We start from the raw sequence: 18,120 nt of genomic DNA on the forward strand, positions 1-18,120 counted from the left end.
TTAGAACGCGTTACAGTCGCCCGAGAGCATGGCTCGGCTCACCCGCTCTTCGCCCCAGGAGGAACTCCGCAGATGTCCGCCCCCGCGCCCGACCAGAGTTGGAAACTCACGGTTTCCGACCGCGACAACGATGAGCTGACGGTGCAGCTGGAACAGTGGCTGGCCACCCGCGTCGACGCCGACGCCACGCCGCGGGTCACCGGCCTGGTCAAGCCCAAGGGCGGCGGGATGTCGAGCGCCACACTTTTTTTCGACGCCGAGTGGAGCGTCGGCGGGGAATCCCGCGGCGGGCGGTTCGTGGCGCGGCTCGCCCCCGAGGCGGATTCGTTCCCGCTGTTCGAAACCTACGATCTGGAAACGCAGTTCGCCGTCATGTCCGGTGTGGCCGACGCGATCGACGCGCCGCTGCCCGGACTGCACTGGCTGGAAACCGATTCCGCCGTGCTCGGCTCGCCGTTCTTCGTCATGGGCCGCGTCGCCGGGCGGGTCTGCGAGGACAACCCGCCCTACGTCTTCACCGGCTGGCTCTTCGACGCCACGCCCGAGGAGCGGGCGGCGATCACCCGCCACACCGTCGAGGTGATCGCGCAGGTCCACGCCATCGACGAACCCGCCCGGCGCTTCCCCATGCTCGCCGGTGACGGCTCCGCGCTGCGCTGCCACTTCCAGGCCCAGCGCGACTGGTACGACTGGGCGCTCGCCCGCGACGGTTTCGGAATCCCCGTGCTGGAGCGCGCTTTCGACTGGCTCGAGCGCAACTGGCCGACCGAATCCGGCACGGACGTGCTCACCTGGGGCGACGCCCGGCCCGGCAACATCATGTTCGACGGCGGCGACCCGACCGCGGTGCTGGACTGGGAGATGGCCGCCATCGGCCCGCGCGAACTCGACGTGGCGTGGCCGATCTTCATGCACCGGTTCTTCCAGGACATGGCCGTCCGCTTCGACCAGCCCGGGCTGCCGGACTTCCTGCGCCGCAGCGACGTCGAGCGGCTCTACGCCGAGCGCACCGGCCACGCGCCGCAGGACATGGACTGGTATCTCCTCTACGCCGCGCTGCGCCACGGCATCGTCATGGCCCGCATCTGGCGGCGCATGATCCACTTCGGCGAGACCACCGAACCCGAGGACCGCGACGACTTCGTCATGCACCGCCCGCTGCTGGAAGCCCTGCTCGACGGCACCTACGCCTGGGACTGAGCCGGGCCCGGGAGGGCGGCCGGTAGTCTCGGAACCGCCGCCCTGTGACGGTGCACGATCCAGTCGCTCGACCGAGAGGTAGGCGCTATGAAGGCACTGCAATATGTCACCGTGGGGCAGGAACCCGAGGTTCGCGAAATCCCCACGCCGGAACCCGGTCCCGGGCAGGTCTTGCTGAAGGTGACCGCCGCGGGCGTGTGCCACTCGGACGATTTCGTGATGTCGATGCCCGCCGAGGCGTTCCGATTCCCGCTGCCGCTCACCCTCGGACACGAGGGCGCGGGCACGGTCGCCGCGCTCGGGGCCGGGGTGAGCGGGCTCGAGGTGGGCGCCGGCGCCGTGGTGTACGGGCCGTGGGGCTGCGGGACCTGCTGGTTCTGCGCGCAGGGCCTGGAGAACTACTGCTCGCGAGCCGCGGACCTGGGCATCTTCCCGCCCGGCCTGGGCGCGCCGGGGGCCATCGCCGAGTACATGATCGTGGATTCGGCGCGGCATCTGGTGCCGATCGGCGACCTCGATCCGGTGGCGACGGTGCCGCTCACCGATGCCGGGCTCACGCCGTATCACGCGATCAAACGGTCGCTGGGGAAGCTGCGGGCGGGCTCGTGGGCCGTCGTGATCGGCAGCGGCGGGCTCGGGCACGTCGCGATCCAGCTGCTGCGGCACCTGTCCCCCGCCCGCGTCATCGCCCTGGACGTCACCGAGGAGAAGCTCGAGTTCGCGAAATCCGTTGGCGCGCATGAGGCGGTGCTGTCGGACGACCGGGCCGCGGAGCAGGTCCGCAAGATCATCGGCGGGCGCGGCGCGAGCCTGGTGCTGGACTTCGTCGGATATCAGCCGACCGTGGACATCGCCATGGCGGTCGCGGGCGTGGACTCCGACGTCACCCTGATCGGGCTGGGCGACGGAAAGTCCGCGGCGCGAGTCGGATTCGGGATCAGCCCCTACGAGGCGGCCGTGAGCGCACCGTACTGGGGCTCCCGCAGCGAGCTGATCGAACTGGTCGATCTCGCACACGAGGGCGTGCTCGAGATCGCGGTCGAGCGATTCGGCCTCGACGAAGCGCCCGAGGCCTATCGGCGACTCGCGGCGGGCACGCTGCGGGGCCGCGCCGTCATCGTGCCCTGACCGCCCCGCGGATTACCGATCGGCGGGCTGGGTGACCGGTGTCCAGGCGAAACCGTCGGGGTCGGTGAAGGTTTCGGAGCCGCCGATGCCGAGCCGGTGGGAGCCGGTGCCGTCGGCGGGCACGCCCGCGTCCTTGGCGAGGGCGCGGCGCTTGTAGAGGGCCAGCTTGATCGGGCCCGAGCCGGTGTCGAATTCGACGTACATGGGGCCGAAGCTCTTGGCCACGGGCAGGCCGTGATCGACGTAGAAGCGCTTACTGGCACCGATATTCGCGACGCCGAGCAGCAGCACCAGGGACTCGAAACGCTTGGTCGCGGGCCCCGAGTTCTTCTTGGCGGATGTCGCGACCTTCCAGATCGCGCCGTCGGGGGCCTGGACCACGCCGCCGTAGCCCCACATCGACTTGGCCGCGGGCTTCAGCACCGTCGCGCCCGCGGCGACGGCGGCGTCGAGGTAGGCGTCGGCGTCCGCGGGCTGGGCGACGGTCAGAGACAGGGTGTAGCCGCGGAAGCCCGTGCTGGGCTCCTGGGCGGCGCGGAACCGCAGCTCGGTGTCCAGGCCGAAGGCGGTGGCGTAGAAGTCGGCGGCCGCCTCGGGATCGGCGACATCGAGAGTGATGAATTCGATGGAGGTCATGTCCACGACGCTACGGTCGCGGGCCTGACCAGTGCTTCTCGATTCCTGATCAGTCCGCGACCGCGCGGTGGGCTCCCGCACTCCCGGCTAGGTCACCGAGTCCAGCGAGGAGAAGACGACCACGTTCGACAGGTAGCTCTTGGCGTTCTTGTCGAAGTCGCCGCCGCAGGTGACGACCTGCAGGGTCGCGCCGCCACGAGGGCCGAACACGGTCTGGTCGGGGAACTCCGACTTCAGGTACATCCGCACATCGGTGACCTTGAAGTGCGCGATCTTGCCGTCGGCGCGGGTCACGTCGATCATGTCGTCCTTCTTGACCTTCTTCAGGGCGAAGAACACGCCCGGGCCCTTGTAGGAGTCGACGTGGCCGAGGATGACCGACGAGCCTTGCTCGCCCGGGGCCGGACCCTGCTGGTACCAGGCGGCCTGCTGATAGTCGGCGGGCACCTGGACCGAGCCATCGGCATTGAGCCCCACCGAGATCAGCGATCCGGCGGCATTGATCGAGGGAATCGCGAACGACACCGGGGTGGATCGGGTGATCGACCCGGCCGTCTTCACCGCGACCGTGGTCGGCACCCGCGAGGTCGACGGTGCGTCCGAACCGCCGGAGGAACCGCATCCCGAGACCAGGGCCGCGGTGACCGCCAGCACCGCGGCCACGGCGGCCAGCGGTCTGCGACGGACCGGCTTCGTGCTCATCATGTTTCGGCGTTCGATCATCATCGGGCGCCCGCCATGCCGCCGGCGCCGGTCTCCGGCGCGCCCTTCGGGATCTTGTAGCCGCCCACCGGGATCGCGTCGGTCGCCGGGATGCCGCCGGGGATGCCGGTGCTCGCGCCGACCGGAATCGTCATGCCGTTCACCACATCCGCGCCCGCGGCCGCGCCGCCGGAGACGGTCAGGTCGACGCCGCCCAGGCCACCGCCCTGCGCCTCACCACCGATATTGGTGTTACCGCCGACCTGCACGCCACCGTTGGCATTACCGCCGGTCTGCACACCGCCACCGATCTGCACGCCACCGTTGGCATTACCGCCGGTCTGCACGCCCCCGCCGATCTGCACGCCACCGTTGGCATTGCCGCCGGTCTGCACACCGCCACCGATGTCCAGGCCGCCATTGGCATTGCCACCGGTCTGCACACCGCCACCGATGTCGAGGCCGCCATTGGCATTACCGCCGGTCTGCACACCGCCACCGATGTCGAGGCCGCCATTGGCATTACCGCCCGTCTGGACGCCACCGCCGACATCCACACCGCCGCCCGCGTTTCCGCCGGCCTGCGTATTGCCGCCGACCTGCACGCCGCCATTGGCATTGCCACCGGCCTGCGTGTTACCGCCGACCTGCACGCCGCCATTGGCATTGCCACCGACCTGGGTATTGCCGCCGACCTGCACGCCGCCATTGGCATTCCCGCCGGCCTGCGTGTTACCGCCCGCCTGGACGCCACCGTTGGCATTGCCACCGGCCTGGGTGTTACCGCCGGCCTGGACGCCGCCATTGGCGTTTCCGCCCACGTGGGCGCCGGTGTTCACGTCGACGCCGAGCCCGCCCGGGCCGACATTGACATCGACGCCGAGGCCGAGGCCCGGGGCGGGCGCGGTGGTCGTGGGGTCAGCGGTGGCTGACGGCGCGCAGAGAGCTACGGCCGCGGCGATGACCACGGCAGCCGGGAATGTCCTTGCCGACATTGATGTATTCGCTTCCAGACGTCGTTATTCGATTGCCTTGCCGTCGAATCACGCGGGCCGGGCGTTACCGACTGGTCGGCCTGGAAGCTGAGAACTAGCGACAATTAGGGGGTCCCGAGACCGGGCGACTGCGCAACCCCCTAACGGACATTCAGCGCAAACCGGTGAAATCCCCTAATACCCTGTGAAATTGATCCGAATCACACCCGGTCGACCGCGGCCTGCCGCGTCGCCCCGGTACCGATTGCTGCGAGGTGCTCCGAGCCGTGGATCACATCGGTGAAGGCACGGGCGACGGTGTCACCCTCCAGCTCCTGCTCACAGCGCCGCGCCAGCTCGTGCCGGTCGGTGTCCGGGAGCAGCTGCGGGCGCAGGGTGATCTCGGCGACCACGCCCTTGGACCGCAGCACCCGCCGGAACGAGTCCGCCAGCGAGTCCACGCCGACGAAGCCGGGGACCGTGGACAGTTCGCCCGCGGCGTTCACATACCGCAGCCGCAGCGGCTGCACCGGCACACCGGAATCGACGGCCGCCTGGAACAGCGCGGGCCGCAACGTGCCGTGCGCACGACCGCACCAGGTGGTGCCCTCGGGGAAGAAGCAGACGCGGTCCCCGGCCGAGAGCCGGGCCGCCATGGTCTCGATCACCGACGGCAGCTGGCGCAGCTGTTCCCGATCGATCGGGATGACCCGCACCTTCTTGGCCACGTCGCCGAGCGCGGGCCACTCCACGAGGTCGGCGCGGGCCACGAAGCCCATGGGCTCCACCGCGGTCAGCGCGAGGATGTCGGTCCAGCCGATGTGGCGGGCCGCCACCAGGACACCGCCGTCACGCCGGTCCTCCGCGGCACGCTCGTCGGTGATCCGGACTCGAATTCCGCAGCAGGCCAACAGGGCTCGCGCATAGCGGCGCTGCAGACCGGTGCGGCGGCGACGCGGCGTGGCGACATGCGCGATCGGGAAGGTCAGCAGCACCCCCGCGATGCCGAGCACGCGGGCGGCGACCCGCAGCGTGCCCGCCTCAGCGGGAGAGTCGACACACGAAGCGCCGCACGGGCTGTGGGGCATCCAGGAGTGGGCGGTGGGCTCGGCCGGCGGGCACGAGAGCGCACCGGCCTCCGGGGAGAGCAGAGCGGGCATCATGGGATATCACCGGGCATCCAGGCTGTTGGCCGCGCCCTGCAGGCGCTCCAGGTAGCGGGTGTTGATGGTCTCGAGGCCGAGCAGCGCGACGAAGTCGGCCACCGCGAACTCCGGGTCGTGGGCCGGCTCGCCGCAGATCTCCGCGCCCAGGCGTAGGTAGCCGCTCAGCAGCGGCGGCAGCTTCGGACGGGCCGGGGCCGCCAGCTCGTCCAGGCCGCGGCCGTCCACCACGACCGGGTTGTACGGGCGCACATGGCGTTCCGCGTCCAGCGCGTGCTTGCGCAGCAGCAGATCGCGCACCCCGCGCACGTTCACGCCGGGCTCGTCCTCGGGCGTCATCCGCATGGGGACCGAGACGCAGCCCATCACCCAGTCGTAGCCGGTGAGCTGGATGTAGTGCAGGATGCCCGCCCACATCAGGGTCAGCACCGAGCCGTTGCGGTGGTCGGGGACCACACAGGCGCGGCCCATCTCGACGATCCGGTGACCGACGGGATCCATTGCGGCCAAATCGAATTCGGTGGCGGTGTAGTAGCCGCCGGCGGCGGTCACCTTGTCCGGGGGCAGCATGCGGTAGCAGCCGACGAACTGCTCGGTGAGCTCGTCGCGCACCAGCAGGTGGTCGCAGTGGTCGTCGAAACGGTCGGCGTCCAGGCCGGTTCCGTTGTCGGGGATGGTGAACCCCGGCTCATTGGCGAACACCTGGTAGCGCAGGCGCTGCGCGGCCTCACGATGCTCGGCATCGGAGGAGACGACCAGGGAGTACTGGGACCGTCCGGTGGTGCGGGGCGGTTCCGGGGCGGGCTTCGACGCGGCTGCCAGCAGGCTGGAATTCGACGCTGCCATGGTGGTCATAGCCTTGATCAAGCCAGTCCCAGACTGCGTCGGAGCGTCCGCCGGATTACCTGTCGATGCCAGTCCGGTGAACGCGACACAGACCGCACCGGGAGTTCATCGAAGCGCCTCTGAACGTTCCCTACCAGGACAAACGCTCGTATCCCTGATGGGTACCGGCGGGTAGGAAACCCGTTGCCGCGGGCCCGGAACCGGGCGGCGAGCACTCCGTGACGCGGAAGAGGCCAGCCTACGCCACCGTCGGTGAAGCTTGCATCCCGGGGGTCCAGTTCGGGAACGGATGCGGGTCAGTTCCGGAAGAGGAGGGCGGCGTCACCGAATTCGTGCCACAGATAACCGGAATCGAGCGCGGCGCGGTACGCCTCGCGGACGACGTCCCCGCCCGCCACCGCTTCCAGCAGATGCAGATGTGAGGCGCCCGGGGCGTGCCACCCGGTGATCAGCCCGTCCACCACCCGCGCCGGACGGTCGGCGCTCAGCACCAGATCGGTCCACCCGGCCATGGGGATGACCCGGCCGTCGGCGGTGGCGGCGGATTCGAGCGCCCGGGTCACCGTGGTCCCGACCGCCACCACCCGGCCACCCGCTTGCCGAGTGGCCTCGACCAGCCGCGCGGTCATCGCCGGCACCTCGAACCGCTCCGGACTGGGCGGCTCCCCGGTCTCCGGCGAGGACACGCCCGTGTGCAGGGTGATCGGGGCCAGCCCGATACCGCCGGCGATCAAGCGCGTCACCAGCATCTCGCTGAAAGGCCGCCCAGCACTGGGCATTTCGGCGCTACCGGGAACCGTCCCGAAGACGGTCCGGTAGTAGGACGCCGACCAGCGCTCGGCCACATAGGAATAGGTGATCGGCCTGCCGTGCCGGGCGAGCATCGTGCGGACGTCGATATCGATGCCGCCGGGCGCCGCGGCCACCTCGGCGACCCACAGCCGATCCCCGTCCGGCAGCCACGGGGCGCGCATCATGGCGACCTGACCACCCGGAAGCGCAAGGCGCGCACCGGCGTCCACGGCCGCCCCACGCCACGGGACACCCGCCGGGTCGCGCAGCTCCACCACCCAGGCGCCGTCGTCCAGCCAGGTCGAGAAGTGCAGGACCGCCGACGCACCGCCGTACTCGGCGTCCACGGCCGCGGTGATCATGGCGGAGTTGTTGAACACCACCAGATCCCCCGGGCGCAGGAAGGACGGCAACTCCCGGAACCGCGCGTGGGTGAGCGACGGGCCGTCGGACACCAGCAGGCGTACCTCGTCGCGGGCCAGGCCACGCGCCTCCGGCGGGGCGGCAGCGGACAATTCGTCCGGCAGGACGAAATCGACGGCGGCCGACTCGAGGGCCACACCGCCACCGGGCGCCCGCGGCCCGTCCACCGCGTTCACGCTGATCGTCATGGCGCGACTCGCATGTCCGAGGCGAGGTAGCGGCCGCTCGGGGGGCGGGTTTCCAGCAGGTGCAGCAGGGCCGGGACGACGGTTTCCGGTTCGGGGCGGTCGGAGATGTCCTCGCCGGGAAAGGCCGCCTGGTGCATCTCGGTGCGCATGTCGCCGGGGTCGAAGCTGTAGATGCGCAGCGTGGGGTTCTCCGCGGCGAGGACATTGGTGAGCTGGTCCAGCGCCGCCTTGGACGCGCCGTAGCCGCCCCAGCCCTCGTAGCCGCCCACGGCCGCGTCGGAGCTGATATCCACCACGGTGCCGCCCGCGATGCGCAGGGCGGGCATGGTGAGTTGCAGGATCGCCAGGGGCGCGATCACATTCGTGTTCAGGACGGTCGCCAGCTCGTCGAGGGGGTACCGGTCCAGTCTCGGCAGCGGGCTGGGGCCCAGCGTGCTGGCGTTGTTGAGAAGCAGGTCCAGTCGCCGCGATCCGACGGCCCGCGCGATGCGGTCCCGGACCTCGGGGTCGGCGACATCCCCCGCGATGGCGTGCGCACCGGTCGCGGCCCGCACTCGTTCGAGCCGATCCGCGCCGCGCGCGACGATGATCAGCTCCCAGTTCCGCTCGGCGAGCGCGAGCGCGACCGCCCGGCCGAAGCCCGCCGACGCCCCGGTGACCAGGGCCCTTCTCGTGTTCTCAGGCATACCGCCATCGTGAAACCTGAAGCGCTGTTCAGGTCAATGACTTTTCGCCCGCAGCGAAGAACCGGGGACACGGCGCATCGCTCCGACCCGTGCGGGCCGGAGCGATGGGCGATGTCCTCGATCCGTCGGTCAGGCGTTCTCCCGCGCGAAACTGCGCGAGGCGACCAGGATCAGCAGCAGCGACACCGCCACCGTGACCGCGGTTCCCAGGTACACCTCGTGCGCCCCGAAGTCGCCGCGGAACAGCGCCCGCGCCGCGTCCACGGTGTGCGAGAACGGATTCACCTTCGCCAGGTTCTGCAACCAGGTCGGCCCCACCGTCATCGGCAGCAGGATGCCCGACAGCAGCATGACCGGCACCGACACCGAATTCAGCAGCGAGGCCAGGGTGTCCTCCGAACGCGCCCACAGGCCCAGCGCGTACGAGGCCGACGCCAGGCCAGCGCCCATGACCGCGATCAGCGCCAGCGACAGCACCAGCCCCAGCGGGTTCGGCCGCAGCCCGAAGGCCAGCGCGGCCACGCCGACCAGCACCAGCGCCTGCGCCACCAGCACCACCATGTCCTTGAGCACCCGGCCCAGCAGCAGCGCGCCACGCGAGGCAGGGGTGACCCGCTGCCGCTCGACCACGCCCGCGCGCAGCTCGCCCACGATGCCGAAGCCGACGAACAACGCACCGAACAAGCCGATCTGGATGACCAGGGCCGGGGTCAGGATCTTCCACGGGTCCGCGCCCGGGCCCAGCGCGGGCGCGATGCCCTTCACCAGCGGTCCGAACAGCACCAGGTAGATGATCGGCTGCATCAGGCCGATGATCACCCACACCGGATTGCGCAGGTTGGCCCGCAGCTGGGACCAGAAGATCAGCCCCGTGTCGCGCAGGAATGTCATGACCGGTCTCCTTCCCGGAGCGAACGCCCGGTGAGCGTGAGGAATACGTCGTCGAGGCTGGGGCGCTTGACGGTGAGCGAACCCGGCGTGATGCCGCGATCGCCGAGGGCGCGCAGCAGCGGAACCACCGCGGCGTCACCGTGTTCCACGGTCAGGTGCACGAGACTCCTTCCGGCGTGGCCGTTCTCGTGGCCCTCGGTGCGCAGCCGGGAGCGCACGTCGAGCACCTCCTGTGCGATGTCCATGGCCAGATCGGCACTGCCGGACTCGATTTCGAGGCTGATCACGTCACCGGAGATGCGGCGCTTGAGCTCGTCGGGCGTGCCCTCGGCGACGATGGCGCCGTGATCCATCACCAGGATGCGGTCGCACAGCGCGTCCGCCTCCTCCAGGTAGTGGGTGGTCAGCACGACCGTGGTGCCCTCGTCGCGCAGCCGCCGGATGTGGTCCCACAGGTTGGCGCGGCTCTGCGGATCCAGGCCCGTGGTGGGTTCGTCGAGGTAGATGAGGGTGGGCTGATGGACCAGACCCAGGGCGATATCCACCCGCCGGCGCTGACCGCCGGAGAGCTGACCGCACCTGCGCCGCTCCAGGCCGTCGAACTCCAGCGCCTTGGCCAGATCGGCCGTATTGCGCTTGGCCTCGGCCTTGGAGAGACCGAAAAGCCTGGCCTGCAGGATCAATTCGTCCTCGACCAGTTCGGTCTCACCGGTCGATCCGCCCTGCGGCACGTACCCGATCCGGGAGCGCACGGTGCGCGCCGCGGTGCGCAGGTCCGCGCCGACCACGGTGGCCTCGCCCGCGGTGGGGGCGAGCAGGGTCGAGATCATGCGCAGCGTGGTGGTCTTGCCCGCGCCGTTGGGGCCGAGCAGACCGATGATCTCCCCGTAGCGCACGTCGAAGTCGATACCGGAGACCGCTTGCACGTCACCGGTTTTGGTCGCGAAGGTCCGGGCCAGCCCACGGACCCGGATCACCGGGTCGGTGGGTTCACCGCGAACGGGTGCTGTCGTATCCACACCACAACCGTAGAAACGACTTTTCAAATAGTCAAGCTTGACTATTAAAACTTGACTAATGCCTGCGCGGCCGCCGGCTACCGCACCGGCGGCGGCACCGGAGCCCCGCCCATGGTTCCCGACCAGACATCCAGCTCACCGCTCTCGATCCGCCGCAACGTCCGCCGCGACCACTCCAGATCCGCCCGCACATGCGCCGCCGCCAGATTCATCGCATCCGCCACGTGATGCGGCTCCGCCTCCCGCGGATCCCCGCTGCCCGCCAGAATCCGCGCCTCCTCCCGCTCCAGGAACACCAGCCGCGCCTCGAACTGGAGGATCCGGCTGCGCAACGCGGCCATCACGTCCTCCCTCGGCGCGTGCGGAAACAGCGCCACCGTCGCGAAATACGGATGCTTGAACCCCTCCGCCACGAAGAGCGACTCCCGCATCAGCTCCCCGAATTCCTTCTCTCCCTCCGAGGTCAGCCGATACGTCCGCCGCTCCGGGCGCGCACCCTCCTGCCCCACGTCCTCCACCGAGATGTACCCGTCCCGCTCCAGGGTGTTCAACGCGCCGTACACCGAACCGGGCTTCACATTGGCCCAGTCGTCGGCATGCCAGGACAGCAATTCGCGGCGGACGTCGTAGCCGTGCACGGGTTGCAGCAGACGCACCACCGCCAGCACCAGCAATCGGGTTGTAGGAACAGCCATATTCGCAGGTTAACCCTCCCCAAATACGAAACGAGCCGCCCGGTGGATCACCGGGCGGCTCGTTTCGCGATGCAGGGGTCAGGCGGCTACCCGCTCCCGACCGGGAGTCTTTGCCGCCGAACCCTTTTCGACCTCACCGAAGCCGGGACGGCCACTGCCGATGAACGCCACCAGCCACGACAGCACCGCGGCGAAGCGGTTGCGGAAGCCGACCAGGTAGAACAGGTGCACCGCCAGCCAGGTCACCCAGGCCACGAAACCGGTGAACTTCACCTTGTCGTTCAGCTTGGTGACGGCGTTGAAGCGGTTGATCACCGCCATCGAACCCTTGTCCCAGTACCGGAACGGGGTGGCGGCGGCCTTCTTGCCGCGGATGATGTCGGCCACGTGGCGGCCCTCCTGCATGGCGACCGGCGACTGGCCGGGGTAGCCGTTGAGGAAGGTCATGTCACCGATGGCGAAGATGTCGGCGTGACCGCCCACGGTGCAGTCCGGGTTGATGAGAAGACGTCCGGCGCGATCGGTTTCGCAGCCGGTGGCCTCGGCCAGCACCTCGGCGAAGCCGCCCGCCTGCACGCCCGCCGACCAGACCACGGTCTCGGCCGCGATGCCGCGCTCCACGCCGTCCTTGCTCTTGACGGTGACCTTGCCGTCCTCGATATCGGTCACGAAGGTGTCGACCAGCACCTCGACACCGCTCTGCTCCAGCGACTGCTTCGAATACTCCGACAGCCGGCCACCGAACGGCGGCAGCACCACGCCCGCACCCTCGACCAGAGTGACCGTGTCCTCCAGGTGGAAGTACCGCTTCGCGAGTTCCTTCAACTGACCGGCGACCTCGACGCCGGTCGCGCCCGCGCCCACCACCACGAAGCTCAGCAGCCGGCGGCGGGTCTCCGGGTCGGCGGTCTTGGCCTGCTCGAAGACGCGCTCGATCTGCGCGCGCAGGGCGCGGGCGTCATCGATGGTCTTGAGCGAGAACGTCTTGTCCGCGAAATCGTCGCGACCGAAATAGGACTGGCTGGCGCCGGTCGCCGCGATCAGCTTGCCGTAGCGGATCTTGCGCGGGCCCTCCGGCGTCTCATAGGTGAGCACGGCGTTCGGTGCGTCGATGGCGGTGACCTTGCCCAACCGGGTCTCACCGTGCTTGTGCTTACGCAGGATGTTCGCGATCGGCGGCGCGATCTCGTCGGAGGCCAGCACACCCGTCGCTACCTGGTACAGGAGTGGCTGGAAGAGGTGCTCGGGGGTACCCGAGATGAGGACGTAGCCGACTCCCGACTTGTTCAGCTGCTTGGCGGCGGCGAGACCTCCGAAGCCCGATCCGACGATGACGACATCGGCGGTTTCGATATCCGCCTCCACGTTGTACATGACTGCTCCCTTCTCTCATGACTAACCGTGATTCGGAACGCGGATGTTCCAGCTGTCAGGGCGCATAATCAAGATGACTCTTATCTACGTTGATCATGAATTGGAGAATGCGGTGGAGCTGCGCCAACTCGCCTACTTCGTGGCGGTCTGCGAGGAGCTGAGCTTCAGCCGGGCCGCGAGCCGCTGCTTCATCTCGCAGTCGGCTATCAGTCACCAGATCGCGCGGCTGGAACGCGACCTCGGCGTGAACCTCTTCGAACGCTCGACCCGATCGGTCGTTCCGACCGACGCGACCACTCGGCTACTTCCCCTTGCGAAGCAAATGCTGAGCCTCGAATCCGCCATTCGCGCAGCTGTGCGGGCCTCCGGGCCACGCATTCGCCTCGCAGCAAATATGAGCTTCGCAACTAGATCACTGTCCGCCATCGCGGGCGCGCGCGAGGCGCATCCGGGCGCGGAGATCGAATTCGTCATCAAACCGTTCCGGCAGCGGATCCAGGCGGTGGCCGACGGTGACTGTGATCTCGCCCTCATCCGCGGCAGCGTGGACCAGCCCGGACTGAGCGTCGAACAGCTCTGGCTGGAGGATCCGGTCATCGCGACCTCCACCGCGCACCCGCTCGTCACCCGCGGCGGCGACGTCACCCTCGCCGAACTCGGCGCCTATCCCCTGCTGCTCCCCCCGGAGTCCGAGCAGGTCCTGCTCCACAACGTGGTCCGCGCCGCCTTCGCCGACCTCGCCACCGGCCCGGTCTTCGGCCCGCCCATCCCACCCGACCACACCGCCACCATGGAACTCATCAACCGCCCCGACGCCTGGACCATCCTCTACGCCGACAGCCAGACCGAGGGCATCGCCACCCTCCGCCTCACCGGCCACCCCCTCCGCATCCCCGTCTCCGCCGTCACCCGCGCCGAAGGCCGCACCTCCCCCATCGTCACCACCCTGCTGGCCGCTCTGCACAGCTCCTGAACGCCACGAACAGATCGTCGACCGGTCCTCGTCCAGCGGGACGCGAACCGGCGGCGCGCGAACAGTTCCGGCCGGCAGTAGGTTTCGCTTCAGGCCAGCGCCGTCGCCACCGCGAGGTGCAATCGCAGGTCCCGCGGCTCCTCGTCCTGGATCGCCCAGACGATCTCCTCCATCGACCGCATGAACGCCCACGCGTGCGCGCGCTCGACTCGAACCCCGAGGGCCGCGGCCGTGCGTTCGACAACGGCCCGTGCGTGTTCCGGCGTCGGCTCGCTCTGCACTTGGATCATCACCAGGAACCCGGCGTCGAAGGCCGCCTCACCGAGGTACGCCTTCGGATCGATCAGCAGCCACGGCTCCCGCTCCGCCGCAACGATATTGCCCAGATGGGTGTCGCGGTTGACCACCAGCAGCGGACCGTCCGGCACCGCCAGCTCCGCGCCTCGCTCGGCGGCCCGTTCCAGCAGCCGCGCCGGAATTACTTCGGCGACAGCTGCTTCCGGTTCACCGAACATCCCCGCCCACTCCGCCACCATCCCCGCGGCGGTCGGCAATTCCGGGAACCCCGCCGGCACCATTACCGGCTCCCGCCGCAGCCTGCGATACAACTCGCACGCCCGCTCAACCTTCGCGATGTTCTCCGGCCGTCCCTCGAGACTCGGAAACCCGGGCTGATACAGCAGTTCCGTCCCCGGCCGCGCCCACTCGAGCAGCATCGCCCCACTCACCGGATCGAATTCGTAGAGCCGTGCCGCCCCATCCCCGCCATAGCAGTACAGCCCCGTAGGCTCCCCGAAGTTCTCCTCGTCGACCACCGGCACCTTCAGTACGGCGACCGACCCGTCCGCCCGGCGCACCGGCGCGACCCACGAATGCGTCCCACCGTCGAAACTCTCCCCGACGACCTCCAGCCCCCAAGCCCCGCACAGCTTCTCCACCACCCCCGGCAGTGCGGCCAGCCACCGCGGTCCCCGCTCCCCGAAGCTCCCCGCGATGTTCTCCGCCACCCCCGGCGGCAATGAGATCGACATCAGCCCACCCTGCCCGACCCCACACCGAATCGCCACGGGTGTCCGGCCACCGTGGCGATTCCCGCCCCTACAGGATCTCGCCCGCGCCGGGGTTGCAGACAGTCGCTGGCCGCTGGTGCCGGGCGATGAATGTGCGCATGAGAGAAACCTTTCGACTGTGTACGCGGACGAGCCTCTAGCCGGTCCGGGTCGGGTCGTAGCCGCACAGCGTGAACGTGCAACTGAAGTCCACGCTGCCACCGCCAGGTAGCGGGGTCAGAGGTCGCGAGCTGCCGGTGGCGGGCTGCGAGGTTTGCGGGGGCAGGACAACCGGAGCGCTGGTGGTGATCGGGGCGGGCGGGGACAGCGGAAGCGGTTCGGCCGCAGCCGGACCCGCTGCGACGGCCAGTGCCGCGGCGATACCGGCCGTGGCAAGGAATATGCGCATGAAGCACCCTTCGGTGGAGCGCGGCCGGACCTTCCAGCCGCCGCCAGAAAGTTAATCGCTTCCATTTCAAAACAGGACCGGAATCCGCCTGCCCGATCGCCCCCAATTCCTTGGGCACGCCCGTAGCCGATCACCCTCCCGGGCACCGGGTTCAGTCCTCCGGCACCGCTGTTTCATGCACGGTCCGCCATCGGTAGGTGTGGCCGTCGGTGTTCAGAGCGGCCGTCACCGTGCGCTTGCCGGTGATCGCCTCGCCGACACGGTTCTCCGCCACGAAGCGCACGATGACGAGCTGACCGGCACGGGCGACCTCCGCGACGTCGGAGACCTCGATCTCCACGCCCGCCAGCAGGTTTCGGGCCGACCGGATACCCGCCAGGAACGCCTCCCGATCCACCGCCTGGCCGGTCGTCACCACCGAGGTGAACCGCTCGTCCACTTGCGCGGAGATCCGGTCGAACACCTTCGGCGCCGCATCGGACCCCAGCCATTCGGCGAGGTCGTAGTGGAAGGCCGAGACGATGCCGGTCAGGTCGACATCGTCTGCCGCATCGGCCTTCTCAGGGGCGAGCGGCGCAGCTCGCCGACGCCGAGGGTCGAATCGCCCGAGCACCGTGTCATATTACGACGGTATGCCCGGCCTGACGTCGCTCCAGCAGTGGGAGTTGGTCAGGATGCACCAGATTCCGGCGATGCCGGCGGCGCTTTGCGTCGCACTCCCGGTCGAGCCACTGTCGGTGCCCGCGGTGTCGGTCGCCACCGGGGTTCCCGAGACATCGATCAACGGCAGCGGGGCGGCCGCGGCCGGGCCGATTCCGGCGAGCAGTGCGCCTGCGGCGAGGCCGGTGAGGATGAGAGTGCGCATGGGGCAAGGCCTTTCGTGAAGCGGCGGTCCGGGGATTCGGCCGGCCGCGACAACAACATAAAGGGGCATGTTTCAGAATTGGCCGGAATGCGGGGCTCCCCCGAGCCCTCAATTCCTTTGGCCCCCGAACCGAGGCCATGCGGAAAACGGTGTCCCGCAACGAAAAAGAATGTCCCCCGGCCGCGATGGCCGGGGGACATTCACAACGCTCTCACCAGGTGGTGGATCAGCCCTTGTGGGCCTTGACCGCCTCGGTCAGCTGCGGGGCGACGTTGAACAGGTCGCCGACGATGCCGTAGTCCGAGATCTCGAAGATCGGGGCCTCTTCGTCCTTGTTGACGGCCACGATGGTCTTCGAGGTCTGCATGCCGGCGCGGTGCTGGATGGCGCCGGAGATGCCCAGGGCCACGTACAGCTGCGGGGAGACCGTCTTACCGGTCTGACCGACCTGGAACTGGCCCGGGTAGTAGCCGGAGTCGACGGCGGCGCGGGAAGCACCGACGGCGGCACCGAGGGCGTCGGCCAGCGGCTCGACGACCTTGCCGAAGTTGTCGGCGGAACCGACACCACGGCCACCGGACACCACGATCGCGGCCTCGGTGAGCTCGGGGCGGTCGCCGCCCACGTTCGGCTCACGCGAGATGACCTTGGTGACGCCCTCTTCCTGCGCGGGCAGCTCGACGGCGACCTTCTCGCCGGCGGCGGCCTGCGGAGCGGCCTCGACGGCGCCCGGACGGACCGAGATCACCGGCACGTCGCCGGTGGCCTTGGCATCCACGGTGAACGCGCCACCGAAGATGGAGTGCTGCACCGAGCCGTCACCGTTCACGGCGATGACGTCGATCAGCAGACCGGAACCGATGCGGGCGGCCAGGCGACCCGACACCTCCTTGCCGTCGGCGGTGGCGGCGACCAGGATCGCGCCCGGGGCGACGGACTCGGACAGGCCGGCCAGCACGTCGACCTTGGGGGTGACGAGGAAGCCCTCGGCGTCATCGCCCTCGGCGACGTAGATCTTCTCGGCGCCGGCCGCGGCCAGCGCGTCGCCCAGCTTGTCGGCGGTGCCGGGGGCACCGACGACGACGGCGGCCGGGGTGCCCAGCGCGCGGGCGGCGGTGAGGAGTTCGGTGGTGACCTTCTTGGGCGCACCTTCAGCGTGCTCCACGAGCACGAGTACTTCTGCCATTGTTCTTTCTCCTGAAGTTCGTTCGCTCGGGGGCGGTCTTAGATGATCTTCTGACCAACGAGGTAGGTGGCGATCTGGTTGCCGCCCTCGCCCTCGTCGACGATCTTCGCGCCCGCCGTGCGCGCCGGCTTCGGGGTCACACCGGTCACCTGGGTGCCGGCGTTCGCAACGCCCACGGTCTCCGGGTCGACGCCCAGATCGGCCAGGGTGAAGGTCTGAACTTCCTTCTTCTTGGCGGCCATGATGCCCTTGAAGGACGGGAAGCGCGGCTCGTTGATCTTCTCGGTGACCGAGACGATGGCCGGCAGGGTGGCCTCCAGCTTGAAGACGCCCTCGTCGGTCTCGCGCTCGCCGGCGATGCGCTCGCCGTCGACGGTCAGCTTGCGGAGGTGGGTCAGCTGCGGCAGGCCCAGGTACTCGGCGATGATCGCCGGAACGGCGCCCGCGCGACCATCGGTGGCCTCGTTGCCCGCGATGACCAGCTCGATGCCCTCGATCTGGCCCAGCGCGGCGGCCAGGATGTAGGAGGTCTGCACAGCGTCCGAGCCGTGGATGGCCGGGTCGTTGATGTGGATGGCCTTGTCCGCGCCCATGGACAGGGCCTTGCGGATGGCCTCGGTGGCCCGATCGGGGCCGGCGGCCAGCACGGTGACCTCGCCGCCCTGCGCCTCCTTGATCAACAGCGCCTCCTCGACGGCGCGCTCGTTGATCTCATCGAGGATGGCGTCGGCGGCCTCGCGGTCGAGGGTGTAGTCCCCGCTGGTGAGCTTGCGCTCGGACCAGGTGTCGGGAACCTGCTTGATCAGTACGACGATGTTCGGCATGGGTCTTCGTCGACCTCCTGTTCTGGTGGCACTGGGTATGGCGGTCGCACGAGTTTTGCCGTACGTCCACAAGTAGCTCGTTCGGGAGATTACCCTA

General features: G+C 69.2%; 20 protein-coding genes. 3 read left to right on the plus strand and 17 right to left on the minus strand.

Annotated features, from left to right (window positions below; all coding sequences use genetic code 11):
* The first annotated feature begins 72 nt into the window (after nt 1-72).
* Nucleotides 73-1,200: a phosphotransferase family protein gene (locus ACWEOI_RS31950; protein ID WP_452362007.1), complete on the plus strand. Its 1,128-nt coding sequence runs from the start codon at nt 73-75 to the stop codon at nt 1,198-1,200.
* 87 nt (nt 1,201-1,287) lie between these two features.
* Complete coding sequence (locus tag ACWEOI_RS31955; RefSeq protein WP_433671862.1) at nt 1,288-2,328, plus strand: NAD(P)-dependent alcohol dehydrogenase; 1,041 nt, start codon at nt 1,288-1,290, stop codon at nt 2,326-2,328.
* A gap of 12 nt (nt 2,329-2,340) precedes the next feature.
* On the opposite strand, the gene ACWEOI_RS31960 is transcribed toward ACWEOI_RS31955, so the two are convergent.
* From ACWEOI_RS31960 to ACWEOI_RS32010, 11 genes are all read right to left on the minus strand, one after another.
* The gene (locus tag ACWEOI_RS31960) at nt 2,341-2,964 is read right to left on the minus strand and encodes a VOC family protein (RefSeq protein ID WP_452362008.1); all 624 of its coding nucleotides are present in this window, start codon (nt 2,962-2,964) and stop codon (nt 2,341-2,343) included.
* Between the two features lie 87 nt (nt 2,965-3,051).
* The gene (locus ACWEOI_RS31965) at nt 3,052-3,666 is read right to left on the minus strand and encodes a class F sortase (protein WP_452362009.1); all 615 of its coding nucleotides are present in this window, start codon (nt 3,664-3,666) and stop codon (nt 3,052-3,054) included.
* A 20-nt stretch (nt 3,667-3,686) separates the two neighbouring features.
* Nucleotides 3,687-4,661, minus strand: coding sequence for a hypothetical protein (locus ACWEOI_RS31970; RefSeq protein ID WP_433671859.1), 975 nt, complete (start codon nt 4,659-4,661; stop codon nt 3,687-3,689).
* 200 nt (nt 4,662-4,861) lie between these two features.
* Nucleotides 4,862-5,800 carry a lysophospholipid acyltransferase family protein gene (locus tag ACWEOI_RS31975; protein WP_452362010.1) on the minus strand — a complete coding sequence of 313 codons (939 nt, stop codon included), beginning with the start codon at nt 5,798-5,800 and terminating at the stop codon, nt 4,862-4,864.
* A 9-nt stretch (nt 5,801-5,809) separates the two neighbouring features.
* Nucleotides 5,810-6,658, minus strand: coding sequence for a GNAT family N-acetyltransferase (locus ACWEOI_RS31980; protein WP_452362011.1), 849 nt, complete (start codon nt 6,656-6,658; stop codon nt 5,810-5,812).
* A gap of 287 nt (nt 6,659-6,945) precedes the next feature.
* On the minus strand, nt 6,946-8,052 hold the full coding sequence (locus tag ACWEOI_RS31985) for an S-adenosylmethionine:tRNA ribosyltransferase-isomerase (protein ID WP_452362012.1): 1,107 nt from the start codon (nt 8,050-8,052) through the stop codon (nt 6,946-6,948).
* Complete coding sequence (locus tag ACWEOI_RS31990) at nt 8,049-8,738, minus strand: SDR family NAD(P)-dependent oxidoreductase (RefSeq protein WP_452362013.1); 690 nt, start codon at nt 8,736-8,738, stop codon at nt 8,049-8,051. Before ACWEOI_RS31990 ends, ACWEOI_RS31985 begins: the two co-directional genes overlap by 4 nt.
* A gap of 129 nt (nt 8,739-8,867) precedes the next feature.
* The gene (locus tag ACWEOI_RS31995) at nt 8,868-9,629 is read right to left on the minus strand and encodes an ABC transporter permease (RefSeq protein WP_379101552.1); all 762 of its coding nucleotides are present in this window, start codon (nt 9,627-9,629) and stop codon (nt 8,868-8,870) included.
* On the minus strand, nt 9,626-10,648 hold the full coding sequence (locus ACWEOI_RS32000) for an ABC transporter ATP-binding protein (RefSeq protein ID WP_452362014.1): 1,023 nt from the start codon (nt 10,646-10,648) through the stop codon (nt 9,626-9,628). The genes ACWEOI_RS31995 and ACWEOI_RS32000 overlap by 4 nt, the downstream gene beginning before the upstream one ends.
* 77 nt (nt 10,649-10,725) lie before the next feature.
* Nucleotides 10,726-11,343 (minus strand): helix-turn-helix transcriptional regulator, encoded by a 618-nt coding sequence (locus tag ACWEOI_RS32005; protein ID WP_433671853.1) that lies wholly within the window; start codon nt 11,341-11,343, stop codon nt 10,726-10,728.
* Nucleotides 11,344-11,421: 78 nt separating this feature from the next.
* Nucleotides 11,422-12,717, minus strand: coding sequence for an FAD-dependent oxidoreductase (locus ACWEOI_RS32010; RefSeq protein ID WP_433671852.1), 1,296 nt, complete (start codon nt 12,715-12,717; stop codon nt 11,422-11,424).
* 112 nt (nt 12,718-12,829) lie between these two features.
* Here ACWEOI_RS32010 and ACWEOI_RS32015 point away from each other — a divergent pair, with 112 nt between their 5' ends.
* Nucleotides 12,830-13,690, plus strand: coding sequence for a LysR family transcriptional regulator (locus ACWEOI_RS32015; RefSeq protein WP_433671851.1), 861 nt, complete (start codon nt 12,830-12,832; stop codon nt 13,688-13,690).
* A gap of 89 nt (nt 13,691-13,779) precedes the next feature.
* Here ACWEOI_RS32015 and ACWEOI_RS32020 read toward each other — a convergent pair whose 3' ends face one another.
* The 6 genes from ACWEOI_RS32020 to ACWEOI_RS32045 all read right to left on the minus strand — a co-directional run bounded on the left by ACWEOI_RS32020 (nt 13,780) and on the right by ACWEOI_RS32045 (nt 18,023).
* Nucleotides 13,780-14,721 (minus strand): aminoglycoside phosphotransferase family protein, encoded by a 942-nt coding sequence (locus ACWEOI_RS32020; protein ID WP_452362015.1) that lies wholly within the window; start codon nt 14,719-14,721, stop codon nt 13,780-13,782.
* A gap of 175 nt (nt 14,722-14,896) precedes the next feature.
* Nucleotides 14,897-15,148 carry a hypothetical protein gene (locus ACWEOI_RS32025; RefSeq protein ID WP_379474723.1) on the minus strand — a complete coding sequence of 84 codons (252 nt, stop codon included), beginning with the start codon at nt 15,146-15,148 and terminating at the stop codon, nt 14,897-14,899.
* 151 nt (nt 15,149-15,299) lie between these two features.
* Nucleotides 15,300-15,761, minus strand: coding sequence for a hypothetical protein (locus tag ACWEOI_RS32030; RefSeq protein ID WP_452362016.1), 462 nt, complete (start codon nt 15,759-15,761; stop codon nt 15,300-15,302).
* 9 nt (nt 15,762-15,770) lie between these two features.
* A complete protein-coding gene (locus ACWEOI_RS32035; RefSeq protein ID WP_433671847.1) occupies nt 15,771-16,013 on the minus strand; it encodes a hypothetical protein in 243 nt (80 codons plus the stop codon).
* A 226-nt stretch (nt 16,014-16,239) separates the two neighbouring features.
* Nucleotides 16,240-17,199: an FAD-binding protein gene (locus tag ACWEOI_RS32040; protein WP_433671846.1), complete on the minus strand. Its 960-nt coding sequence runs from the start codon at nt 17,197-17,199 to the stop codon at nt 16,240-16,242.
* A 38-nt stretch (nt 17,200-17,237) separates the two neighbouring features.
* The gene (locus tag ACWEOI_RS32045; RefSeq protein WP_357096241.1) at nt 17,238-18,023 is read right to left on the minus strand and encodes an electron transfer flavoprotein subunit beta/FixA family protein; all 786 of its coding nucleotides are present in this window, start codon (nt 18,021-18,023) and stop codon (nt 17,238-17,240) included.
* Nucleotides 18,024-18,120 lie beyond the last annotated feature (97 nt).

Source organism: Nocardia sp. NPDC004340, assembly GCF_053602575.1.